Source organism: Verrucomicrobiota bacterium, assembly GCA_034440155.1.
Classification (GTDB): domain Bacteria; phylum Verrucomicrobiota; class Verrucomicrobiia; order JAWXBN01; family JAWXBN01; genus JAWXBN01.
Genome location: JAWXBN010000048.1, coordinates 1 through 10,903, shown reverse-complemented (window position 1 = coordinate 10,903; position 10,903 = coordinate 1). Strand labels below are relative to the sequence as shown.

General features: G+C 51.2%; 12 protein-coding genes. 11 read left to right on the top strand and 1 reads right to left on the bottom strand.

Annotated elements, in window-relative coordinates:
• From hemC to trpB, 11 genes are all read left to right on the top strand, one after another.
• On the top strand, positions 1–1,009 hold a 1,009-nt coding region (hemC, locus tag SGI98_04900), incomplete at its 5' end, for a hydroxymethylbilane synthase (protein ID MDZ4742742.1).
• Between the two features lie 35 nt (positions 1,010–1,044).
• Positions 1,045–1,413, top strand: a complete 369-nt coding sequence (locus SGI98_04895; protein ID MDZ4742741.1) for a four helix bundle protein — start codon at positions 1,045–1,047, stop codon at positions 1,411–1,413.
• Positions 1,414–1,438: 25 nt separating this feature from the next.
• A complete protein-coding gene (gene cobA, locus SGI98_04890) occupies positions 1,439–2,941 on the top strand; it encodes a uroporphyrinogen-III C-methyltransferase (GenBank protein MDZ4742740.1) in 1,503 nt (500 codons plus the stop codon).
• Between the two features lie 44 nt (positions 2,942–2,985).
• Complete coding sequence (nusB, locus tag SGI98_04885) at positions 2,986–3,432, top strand: transcription antitermination factor NusB (GenBank protein MDZ4742739.1); 447 nt, start codon at positions 2,986–2,988, stop codon at positions 3,430–3,432.
• A gap of 413 nt (positions 3,433–3,845) precedes the next feature.
• The gene (locus tag SGI98_04880; GenBank protein ID MDZ4742738.1) at positions 3,846–4,703 is read left to right on the top strand and encodes an FkbM family methyltransferase; all 858 of its coding nucleotides are present in this window, start codon (positions 3,846–3,848) and stop codon (positions 4,701–4,703) included.
• A 128-nt stretch (positions 4,704–4,831) separates the two neighbouring features.
• Positions 4,832–5,266, top strand: a complete 435-nt coding sequence (locus SGI98_04875; GenBank protein ID MDZ4742737.1) for a cytochrome c oxidase assembly factor Coa1 family protein — start codon at positions 4,832–4,834, stop codon at positions 5,264–5,266.
• On the top strand, positions 5,263–6,885 hold the full coding sequence (gene lnt, locus SGI98_04870) for an apolipoprotein N-acyltransferase (protein ID MDZ4742736.1): 1,623 nt from the start codon (positions 5,263–5,265) through the stop codon (positions 6,883–6,885). The genes SGI98_04875 and lnt overlap by 4 nt, the downstream gene beginning before the upstream one ends.
• Positions 6,870–8,010, top strand: a protein-coding gene (gene prfB, locus SGI98_04865) for a peptide chain release factor 2 (GenBank protein MDZ4742735.1) whose coding sequence is annotated in 2 segments (ribosomal slippage) — positions 6,870–6,938 and positions 6,940–8,010 — 1,140 coding nt in all. Because the reading frame shifts where the segments join, the coding sequence is not laid out codon by codon here. Before lnt ends, prfB begins: the two co-directional genes overlap by 16 nt.
• On the top strand, positions 8,007–8,789 hold the full coding sequence (trpC, locus tag SGI98_04860; protein ID MDZ4742734.1) for an indole-3-glycerol phosphate synthase TrpC: 783 nt from the start codon (positions 8,007–8,009) through the stop codon (positions 8,787–8,789). Before prfB ends, trpC begins: the two co-directional genes overlap by 4 nt.
• Positions 8,779–9,396 (top strand): phosphoribosylanthranilate isomerase, encoded by a 618-nt coding sequence (locus SGI98_04855; GenBank protein ID MDZ4742733.1) that lies wholly within the window; start codon positions 8,779–8,781, stop codon positions 9,394–9,396. The genes trpC and SGI98_04855 overlap by 11 nt, the downstream gene beginning before the upstream one ends.
• A complete protein-coding gene (trpB, locus tag SGI98_04850) occupies positions 9,393–10,598 on the top strand; it encodes a tryptophan synthase subunit beta (protein MDZ4742732.1) in 1,206 nt (401 codons plus the stop codon). The genes SGI98_04855 and trpB overlap by 4 nt, the downstream gene beginning before the upstream one ends.
• Positions 10,599–10,711: 113 nt before the next feature.
• On the opposite strand, the gene SGI98_04845 is transcribed toward trpB, so the two are convergent.
• Positions 10,712–10,903: hypothetical protein (locus tag SGI98_04845; GenBank protein MDZ4742731.1), on the bottom strand; the 192-nt coding region annotated here is incomplete at its 5' end.

Here is a 10,903-nt window from a genome sequence, read left to right as displayed (position 1 = left end):
TGATCAGACACTCGTAAGGATCGGAACACGCGGCAGCGCGCTTGCCCTGGCTCAGGCGCATCAAATGCGTGAACTCCTCGAGCGAGCTCATCCGAAATTGCGGTTTGAAATCCAGATTATTAAAACCACGGGGGACAAACGTCAGGATCTTTCCCTCGCAAAAGTCTCCCAGAGTACCAAAGGACTTTTCACGAAGGAACTCGAGGTCGCCCTCCTCCGACGCAAAATCGACCTGGCAGTGCACAGTTTAAAAGATTTACCTGTGGAGCTGCCCGGAGGACTGATCCTCGGGGCTGTGCCAAAACGTGAGGATGTCTCCGACTTCTTTATTTCAAAGACGGAAGGTGGCTTGGGCAATTTGCGCGCAGGCGCGACGGTGGCTACGAGCAGTTTGCGCCGGAAGGTGCAGTTGCAATTTGCCCGGCCAGACCTGAAAATCGTCGAGATCCGCGGTAATGTGGAAACAAGGATCCTCAAGCTTTGTGAATCCCCTGATTTTGATGCGATGCTCCTGGCTTCTGCGGGGTTAAACCGCCTCGGTTACCGCTTTACCGACGGCAAATATGATGCAAATAAATTACCGCGTTCTGAAACAGCTCTTGCCCGTGCGGCAAATCCCTTTATCGCCGCCGGAGCCGAGGAGGTCTATCGTCGGGTCGATGTGGTTTATGGTGAAAAAATGTCTCTCGAGCTGATGCTCCCGGCTGTCGGGCAAGGGGCGCTGGGAATTGAAATCCGCGCCGATGACCAGCGCATCATTGATATTGTTTCCCGGGTCCATCATTTTGCTACCGCCCAGGCCGTGGTTGCCGAACGCCAGTTCCTCCTTTCCCTCGGTGGGGGCTGTCAGGTTCCCCTCGCAGCCTACGCCCTTTGCACCGAAGGGAAAATCCATCTCAAAGCTGTGGTCTTTAATGAAGACGGCACAAACCGCCGCGCCGCCGAAATCAAAGGGGAAGCCAAGGATGCGGAAATCCTCGGAAAGAGTCTGGCGGCGGAGTTAAAATAGTTGATAGTATCTGGTATCTTGTTTTTAGTTCCTTCATGGCGGTCATAAAACCTTTTGAAGATCTTGTTTCGTGGCAAATTGCTCGGCAATTGACGCAAAAGATTTACGGGGATTTTAAGTCGATCAGGGATTATTCACACAAAGATGAAATCCAGCGTGCCAGTGTTTCTACCATGTCAAATATTGCCGAGGGTTTTGAAAGGGCGGGCAAAGCCGAAAAGATTCATTTTTTTAATATTACAAGGGCGTCAGCAGCGGAGGTTCGTAGCCTTGCGTATGTGGCTGAGGATGCCGAGTTGATTTCTCATGATTCGGCTGTGGGTATTCGTGTTAAATCCCTTGAATGTGCTCGCCTTATCAGCGGACTGATAAACTATCTAAAAAAACAAGATACTAAAAACTAGTTATCTCGATACTCAAATGACTCTTATGAATGGAATTTGTTACATCGTGGGTGCCGGACCGGGTGACGTGGGGCTCATCACGGTCAGGGGCGTGGAGTGCATCCGGGCTTCGGATGTGATCCTGTATGATTATTTGTGTAACCCTGCCCTGCTGCGATTTTCCCGTGCAGATGCCGAGAAGGTTTTTGTCGGGAAAAATTCCCGTTCCTCCATCAGGCAGGAAGAGATTTGCCGCCTGCTTGTCGAGTACACAGGCCAAGGTAAAACCGTTTGCCGTCTCAAAGGCGGAGACCCTTACGTTTTTGGTCGTGGTGGGGAAGAGGCCCTTGCCCTCGCAGAGGCCGGGTTAGCCTTTGAGATTGTGCCGGGGATTAGTTCGTCCGTCGCCGTCCCCGCTTACGCGGGTATCCCGGTCACCCACCGGGGGATCACTAGCTCATTTACCGTCATCACCGGGCATGAGGACCCGCATAAACTCGACCGTGGTGTCGATTGGAAAAAAGTCGCGGAATATCCCGGGACAAAAGTCATCCTCATGGGCGTGGGCAAAATCCGGGAAATTTGCGAAAGACTCACGGGTAATGGCCTAGCCGGCTCGACTCCGGTCGCAGTCATTAGCTGGGGGACTTATGCACGCCAAAAAACCGTCGTCGGTGTGCTTGCCGATATCGGGGACAAAGTAGAGGCGGCTCATCTCACAGCCCCGGCCGTCACCGTCGTCGGGGAGGTCGTGAAATTCCGGGACACATTAAATTGGTTTGAGACTAGGCCCCTATTTGGAAAAAGAATCGTCGTGACACGCACGCGGGAACAGTCCAGCGCACTCGTGTCAAAGTTACTTGCTTCCGGTGCGGATGTCATTGAGCTACCCACGATCAGGATTGAGGGGGTGGATGCCGCCCCTTGGCTGGAAAATGGTTTGGTGAACTCCTTCGACTGGCTTGTTTTTACGAGTCCAAATGCCGTTACCCACTTTCTGGATCAGGCCATCGCCGTCAAAGGTGATATCCGGGCCATTGGTCCCGCGCAAATTGCTGTCGTCGGCCCGGCCACAGCAGCCAAAGTCCGGGAATATGGTTTGAAAGTAAATCTCGAAGCCCAGGAAAAAACCGCCCAAGGTCTTTCTATTGCACTCGGGACTATCCTCAGTCATTCCACTTCGAAACAAAGGGTTCTCTGGCCGCATGGGAATCTCGCCGTGCCGGTGATGACAAATGAATTGATTGCGCGGGGGATTGATTGTGTGAGCTTAGAGGTTTACCGGACGCTCCCGGAAACCGGGGACCCGGATGGTTCATGCAAATTGCTCGTGGAGCAGGCTCCTGATTGGGTAGTTTTTGCCAGTGGCTCCGCTGTGGAGAATTATTTTCGCTTGGATCTCAAAGTCGACCATTCCAAAGTGCAATTTGCCACCATCGGCCCGGAAACTTCGCGCAAATTGCGCGCCCAAGGATTCACAGACTTTATTCAGGCCGAGGAATCCACGATTGATTCGCTCGTGGAATCAATCGTGAAGAAATCACATTAAAGACTAGCGCAATTTGTGGGGATTGATTAGAAAGTCGGGGACTTATGGGTTACAGACGAGATGCACGTGAAAAAGCAGTCCAGTTCCTTTACCAGCATGAGATGAATGCAGAGGCTGACCTGGACAAAGCCGTGGAAGACTTTTGGGCGATACCGGAGAATTCCGAAGCTAGCAAGAGGACACGTGAATTTGCCGACGGATTGATCCGTGGGGCCTTTGAGCACCGTAACGAGTCTGATACAAAAATCAAAGCTTATGCCCAGAACTGGGATTTCCACCGGATTGCCGCTGTGGATAAAAATGTCATGCGCCTAGCGATTTTTGAAATGCTTCACCGCGATGATATTCCCCCGGTCGTCTCGATTAATGAGGCCGTGGAAATCGCCAAACGTTTCAGTACGGCCGACTCCGGAAAATTCGTCAACGGGATCCTCGATAAATTCAAGCTCGAGCTGACCCGCCCCTTCCGCGATGCGGCCGGGAAGAAGTAGCGCTCGCAGAAGTTTTGAACCGCCAAAACGCCAAGATCGCCAAGCGGAGGGATATTTATCCACAGATTAGCGCAGATTTCTTCACCAGTGGATGGCGCGCGCCCCCCTTTCAACTTCCAACTTTTCCTCTCCCCAGCCCCAACGGGGCGAACCATACCAGCCCACTTCACCAGTGGATGGCGCGCGCCCCCCTTTCAAGTTCCAACTTTTCCTCTCCCCAGCCCCAACGGGGCGAACCATACCAGCCCACGGGCAACGCCCTGGGTTTATCGTCAAAAAATAACCAGAGCCCTGTAAGGGCGACGCATCCGTCCCACGACCTTTGACTACAAGAAGCCGAACAGTTTGAATGATCGGTTTAATTGACAGATATTAGAGCATTCTGTATATAATCCTTTTTATATCCTTAAACAATGAATTTAATCACTACTGAAACTGCCCGTCGTTTATTTAAGAAATATCCATTTATTAAGTCTAAATCGGCTTTTAAGAATTTTTTAAAGCCATTTTTCCCTGACAAACTTTCCCCCTTAGAAATACACCCAGGACTTAACCTTCATTTGGACTATTTCAGGCATAATGAGAGAGTATTTTGGTCGTATGAAGAAATAGAGGCGCCATTACAGTTCTATATTGATCATTACCTTCCACTAAACGCTAATTTTATTGATTGCGGAGCTCACACAGGTTTGATCGGTTTTCTCGCGTCTAGACGCAAAAATGCTCATGTGGTCCTCATCGAGGCTCGGCAAGAGGTGTGTGATATACTCCAGCAATCCCTTGACGGTAATCCTGCATTAGCCAAGCACTGTCAATTAATACGAAAACCCTGCGCCCTAAATACAGACGACCGATTTTCTGGCTCTGATTGTATTACTCTTAAAGCGGTCATTGAATCGTTCCAAGGTCGTATTGATTTCCTTAAAGTGGATGTGGACGGACCAGATTTTGAGGTATTATCCTCCGCCGGTGATAAACTTACCCCTGATCAAGTCACAGCCATTTTTATTGAAATACCACCATCAAATGAGGAATCAATACAGTTTCTCAGAAACAAGGGATATAAAGCCTTTGTCTCCAGGAGGATGGTAATGAAGGAAATTAAGTCACTCTACCGCCCGTTAATTGAACGGGATTGTTTTGCCCGCCTGATCATCCCACACCCCCATAAAACACGATCCGAGAATATTCTATTCCTAGCTGATGGGCATCCATTAGAAAAATTCCTTTCCGAATGGTGTGACGATTTTAGAGACGTTTCTTGGCAGTAACCCGGATACTGGAAAAGCCGTCTGATTTAGCCGCTGACAGAGGATGCTTCATCAGCGGGGGATTGGATTTGTGATTAATTATCGGGATTACGGCTTGCAGGGCGGTGGTATCATCATATAAACGAGAGATGAATTCCCAAACACCACCCCTTGTCATGCCGACAAAAGAACCTTCTTGGATAGAACGGAATTGGAAGTGGTTCATTCCCGCTGTGGTACTCGGGATGGTGGGTTGTCTCGCCGTTTTTATCGGACTGATCGCTGTGTTTGTTTTCGGGACGATGAAATCATCGGAGCCTTATCAGGGAGCCTTACAGATATCAAAACAGAGTGAGGCAGTGCAGGCAAAACTCGGAGCACCGCTTAAAGAAGGCTTTTTTGTCTCGGGAAATATTAATATCAGCGGGCCGTCCGGTGAGGCTTCATTGGAAATTCCCATTTCGGGCCCGAAAGGCAGTGGCATTATCTATGTGGAGGCTAAAAGGCAAATGGGCAAATGGTATTATCCAAGGTTGATCGTCGAAATTAAAGCCTCTGGCGAGAGGATACCCTTGCAGCCATGAACCCCCTCGCGAAACAATTTGCTCTGCTAGCCCTCGGCAGCCTGGCGACAGGACTTTTGCTCGCGAGTCTTTTCCCGAAAATGGAATGGGCAGGAATGGCGTGGTTGGCTTTGACCCCGCTGCTTTATGTCTTGCGCGGGGGTAAATCGGCTTTGACGGCGGAGGAGCGGGAAGGTGGTGCGGGGGAATACAACGTTACCCGGATGAGGGAAGCTTTTGGTTGGGGATGGTTGAGCGGATTTATCTATTTTGTAATCAGTCTGTCATGGATCGGGCACGTTACTGTGGGGGGGGTATTGATCCTCGCCCTTTATCTGGGCATCGGCATGGGGCTTTGGTCCATGGTAGTGACCTTGCAATGGAGGCGGAATCAAATCCTGTCTTCCGTGAGCAATTTGCAATTTGCTCTGTCGGCAGCGGCGGCCTGGGTCATTCTCGAATGGGTGAAGGGCCATCTTTTTAGCGGATTCCCCTGGAATAACCTCGGGGTGAGCCTGTACCGCAATTTGCCCATGATCCAGATTGCCGATCATTTCGGGGTCTATGGCCTGTCGTTTATGATCGTTTTTGTCAATGTGATCCTCTTGCTCACGATCATGAGGTTAAATGTCGAGATCCGGATGATGATCAGGCAGAGGAATGATTTTCAGCTTTTCAGGTTACGCCCGCATTTAGATTTTACCGTAGGCATGGCCATGATCATGGTTTCTTATGGTTACGGGATGGTCTGCCTTTTTGAGTCGCACCCGATTGTGCCGGTTAAACTCAGGATAGCCTTGGTCCAAGGGAATATTCCCCAAGACCAGAAATGGGATAATAAACGCTTTTATTCGATTTTGGATACCTACACGAGCCTCACGGAGAGTGCGGCTTTGGCCAAACCGGATTTGCTGGTCTGGCCGGAATCCGCCACTCCAGATGGTTATTTGGAGAATAAGGAAGTCTTTGAGGCGATCGGCAAACTCACGGCGGATAATGGTTACACCTTTATTTTCGGGTCAAATGACTTGGTCGACGGAAAGGACTACACCGGGGCATTCCTCATCGGCCCCCGGCAAAGTTCTTTTGAGTACTACCACAAAATGCATCTGGTGCCGTATGGCGAATATGTCCCCCTGCGCGATTGGATGCCGTGGTTGCGCAAGGTGGTCCCGATCGGGGATGGGTTTTACCCCGGTAAAGATCCAAAGGTTTTTGTGGTGGGCCCGGATAACTTGCGGATTGCCCCGCTTGTTTGTTTTGAGGATTTATTCCCGTCCATTTCGCAGCAGCGGGTTTTAATCGGCTGTGACGCGTTTGTGAACCTGACCAATGGCGGGTGGTACGGGGAGTCGTCGGGTATCTACCAGCATCTGGCGAATTCCGTATTCCGCTCCATCGAGACCCGGCGACCGATGATCCGGGCGACAAATACCGGGATGACCTGCTGGATCGACCCAAAGGGGAGGATCCGTGATGCTTTTGCCCCGTTTGTGGCGGGGTTCCAGATTTGTGTGGTGGATATATACCAGAATGCACCCGTGACATTTTATGCAAGACACGGGGACATTTTTGTCGTATTCTGCCTACTTGTATTAATTTTAGCATTAGCGAGATCCCTATTATGGCAATGGAAGTAATTTTCGATATTAATGAACTTGTGACCCGGGTGGAACAGGTACGGAGGTTTCTTTGACGTAGCCGCCAAAGAAAAAAAAATCACCGACCTAGAGGCGCGTATGGCCGACACAGATTTCTGGTCGAGTCCCGCCGCCGCCCAAAAAACCGTCGCCGAGCTCGCCACGATCAGGGGAACGGTAAATCCTTTTAAGGGAGCCGCCGCAAAAGTCGATGACCTCGTCACGATGAAAGAACTCCTCGACGCCGAAGAGGCCTCCCCCCAGCGGGAGTCCGAACTAGCCGCTTGGCAGGCTGATTGTGCCGCCGCAGAAAAACAAATTGCGCTGGTGGAGCTGCGGGCTTTTCTTTCGGGTGAACAGGATGCCAGTAATGCGATTATCACGATCCATTCAGGTGCCGGTGGCACTGATGCCTGTGACTGGGCGGATTTACTCCTGCGTATGTACAAAAGGTATTGTGAGAGGAAAGGCTTCAAATACGAGACGGTCGATTTGCAGCCGGGTGATGAGGCGGGCATACGGAGCGCGACGATGGTGGTCTCGGGCGAGTATGTCTATGGATTCCTCCGCCAAGAGATGGGTGTCCACAGGCTCGTGAGGATCTCACCATTTAATGCGAATGCCGCCCGGCAGACCTCCTTTGCTTCCGTCGATGTCTATCCAGAAATCGAGGACGATATCGAGATCAAAATCGAGGATAAAGACCTGAAAATCGATACCTACCGTTCCAGCGGGGCGGGGGGGCAACACGTGAATAAAACCGATTCAGCTGTGCGTATGACGCATATTCCCACCGGGATCATCGTCGCCTGTCAAAATGAACGCTCCCAGATAAAAAACCGCGCCACGGCTTTAAAGATCCTGCGCGCCCGGATCTATGAGATGCAGGAGGCGGAGAAACTTAAGGAATTAAATAAACGCCACGGGGCAAAAGACGCCATCAGCTTCGGCAGCCAGATCCGTTCCTACTTTTTCCACCCCTACAAACTGGTTAATGATCACCGGACAGGCTTGAAAATATCTAATGTACAGGGTGTGATGGATGGTGATCTGGATGAGCTGATCGAAACCATGCTCCGCGGTGTCCGCCGCGGGGATAATCAAAATGACGAGGACGAGGTATGAATATCTTGCAGGAAATAATCGATTACAAAAAAGGTTTTGTCGAGGAAGCTAAAAGGCAGCGTTCCTTGATCGCCCTCCAAAAGGAGGCGGCTCTCCCACGCCGGAAATATAATTTCAAGGGTACCCTGAAAAAGCCCGGGAAAATCGCGCTGATTGCCGAGGTTAAAAAGGCCTCACCCTCCGCCGGGTTGATCCGCGCGGACTTTAACCACACGCAAATTGCGGAAGATTATTTTGTCGCAGGAGCCTCGGCCATATCCGTGCTCACCGATGAGAAATATTTCCAAGGCCATCTCCGTTATCTCGAGGAGATCCATGCGACGGTTCCCCTGCCGCTGTTACGGAAAGATTTTACGATCGATGAATACCAGATTTATGAGGCAGTCATCGCCGGTGCAGCGGCGATCCTTTTGATCGTGGCGGCATTGACCCCCGCGCAAATTGCGCAGTTTAGCAGGCTGGCCAAAAGCCTCCACCTCGATGTGCTCGTGGAGGTGCATGACCAAGAGGAGCTGCAAATCGCTCTGGACAGTGGGGCGGAGATGATCGGGATCAATAATCGCGATTTAAAGGCGATGAAAACGGATTTAGCCCTTACGGAACGCCTCGCCCCGACTATTCCGGCAGGGATAATCAAGGTCGGGGAAAGTGGGATTCATAGCCGGGCTGATGTGGAACGCTTGCGTCTGGTGGGGATAGACGCTATCCTTGTGGGTGAATCAATCATGAGATCTGGTGATATGAAACAAAAAATAGGAGAGTTAATCGGTGGAGCCTAGAATCAAAATATGCGGAATAACAAACCGTGAAGATGCAGAAAAAGCTGTGGAATACGGTGCAGACGCACTCGGATTTGTTTTTTATACGAATAGTCCCCGCTTTATCACCCCGCAGGAAGTCGTGATGCTCACGACATCCATCCCGGTTTTTGTCTCGAAAGTGGGTGTCTTTGTGGACTTGGGTATAGAGGAGGTCCGAAAGATCGCTAATGAAGTCGGGCTAGAGGCCATCCAGCTCCATGGAAATGAATCACGCGAGTATTGTAAGGGATTTTATCAGCCGGTGATCAAGGCTTTCCGGATGAAAAATATCGAGACCCTCATAGAAATGAGGGATTACGAGGTCAGTGCTTTTCTTTTGGATGCCTTTTCGAGTAATTCACTCGGGGGTACCGGCAAGAAATTTAATTGGGACTGGGCTCTGCGCGCAAAGGTGTATAACCGCCCGATTATCCTCTCTGGGGGTTTAACCCCTGACAACGTCGGTGAGGCTGTCAGGACGGTTCATCCCTATGCCATTGATGTCAGTAGCGGGGTGGAGTCCGTGCCCGGCAAAAAAGATCACATCATGATGCGGGACTTTATCCAGGCGTGTAAAAAAGTATGAGTACCCCTCCTGGATTCTCCATGCCGGATGTCGCTGGTCGTTTCGGCCCTTACGGGGGTATGTATGTGCCGGAGACTTTGATGTCAGCGCTCCAGGAGTTAACCCGTGTTTATCTCCAGGCCCGTGACGAGGAGGCTTTCCAAAAAGAATTAAAATATTACCTGCAACAATATGCCGGGCGTCCGACCAGACTTTTTTATGCAAAGAGGCTCACTGACCTTGTCGGTGGGGCGAAAATATACCTTAAACGTGAAGACCTCCTCCATACCGGTGCCCACAAAATCAATAACGCCCTCGGCCAAGCCCTGCTTTGTAAGCGTATGGGCAAAAAACGGGTGATTGCCGAAACCGGTGCCGGCCAGCATGGGGTCGCCACTGCTTCGGTCGCGGCACAGTTCGGATTTGAATGCACCATCTATATGGGTGCGGAAGATTGCCGCCGCCAGGCTTTGAATGTCGCGCGGATGAAATTCCTGGGCGCAAAAGTCGTCTCGGTCGAGGCCGGTCAAAAAACATTAAAAGAAGCGGTGAATGAAGCCATGCGTGATTGGGTCACCCATGTCCGCACGACCCATTATATTTTAGGCACAGCCTATGGTTCACATCCTTTTCCCATGATGGTCCGGGATTTCCACCGCGTCATCGGTCTGGAGGCACGGGCACAGATCCTCGAGCAGGAAGGGCGTCTGCCTGATCTTTTGGTGGCCTGTGTCGGTGGCGGGAGTAATGCGATCGGGCTTTTCCATCCCTTCTTGAATGATGAATCCGTCAGGATGATCGGTGTCGAGGCGGGCGGTCGGGGAATTACTCCCGGGGATCATGCCGCGCGTTTCCAAGGGGGGAGCCTCGGAGTATTACAGGGCACCCTTTCTTATATTTTGCAGAATGATGACGGACAGATCTCGTCCACTCATTCCGTTTCCGCCGGGCTGGATTATGCCGCTGTCGGCCCGGAACATTGTTATTTGAAGGATTGTGGCCGTGCCGAATACACCTACGCTAAGGACGACGAGGTCTTGGAGACATTCCAGCTCCTCTGCCGCACGGAAGGAATCATTCCCGCCCTCGAGAGTACCCACGCATTGGTCGAAGCCATTAAACAGGCTAAAAAACTCGGGAAAGACAAAGTCATCATCGTTAATCTCTCCGGGCGCGGTGACAAGGATGTCCAGGAAGTCATGCGGTTGCTGGGCATGGAGTGAACCGTCACGGGACCAACGGAAAAAGTGGCCGCGCAGGATTCCCCCAGCCTTTTCTGAGTGTGTTTTACAGGTATTTGCACCACAAAGAAAAAAGGGTTTCTCGCAAAGTTTTTCTAAATTTCCCTGTGTAGGGCGACCGGCTCGGTTGCCTCCTGGGGAGTAATTTGCTCCTCGCGACTGGAGGGACCATCTTCCGATTGTCCGGGCCGAGCATTCACGGCGATCAGAACCATTCCGACCCCAAACACCTTCGGGGAAATTATTTTCAATCCATCTTTCATCTCGGTAACGGCCCTCACTTGCCT

Bases quoted from the DNA above. Each gene is read 5' to 3' on its own strand.
- trpC (MDZ4742734.1), top strand. From the start codon at position 8,007: ATGAATATCTTGCAGGAAATAATCGATTACAAAAAAGGTTTTGTCGAG.
- SGI98_04875 (MDZ4742737.1), top strand. From the start codon at position 4,832: ATGAATTCCCAAACACCACCCCTTGTCATGCCGACAAAAGAACCTTCT.
- SGI98_04880 (MDZ4742738.1), top strand. From the start codon at position 3,846: ATGAATTTAATCACTACTGAAACTGCCCGTCGTTTATTTAAGAAATAT.
- cobA (MDZ4742740.1), top strand. From the start codon at position 1,439: ATGAATGGAATTTGTTACATCGTGGGTGCCGGACCGGGTGACGTGGGG.
- trpB (MDZ4742732.1), top strand. From the start codon at position 9,393: ATGAGTACCCCTCCTGGATTCTCCATGCCGGATGTCGCTGGTCGTTTC.
- nusB (MDZ4742739.1), top strand. From the start codon at position 2,986: ATGGGTTACAGACGAGATGCACGTGAAAAAGCAGTCCAGTTCCTTTAC.
- lnt (MDZ4742736.1), top strand. From the start codon at position 5,263: ATGAACCCCCTCGCGAAACAATTTGCTCTGCTAGCCCTCGGCAGCCTG.
- SGI98_04895 (MDZ4742741.1), top strand. From the start codon at position 1,045: ATGGCGGTCATAAAACCTTTTGAAGATCTTGTTTCGTGGCAAATTGCT.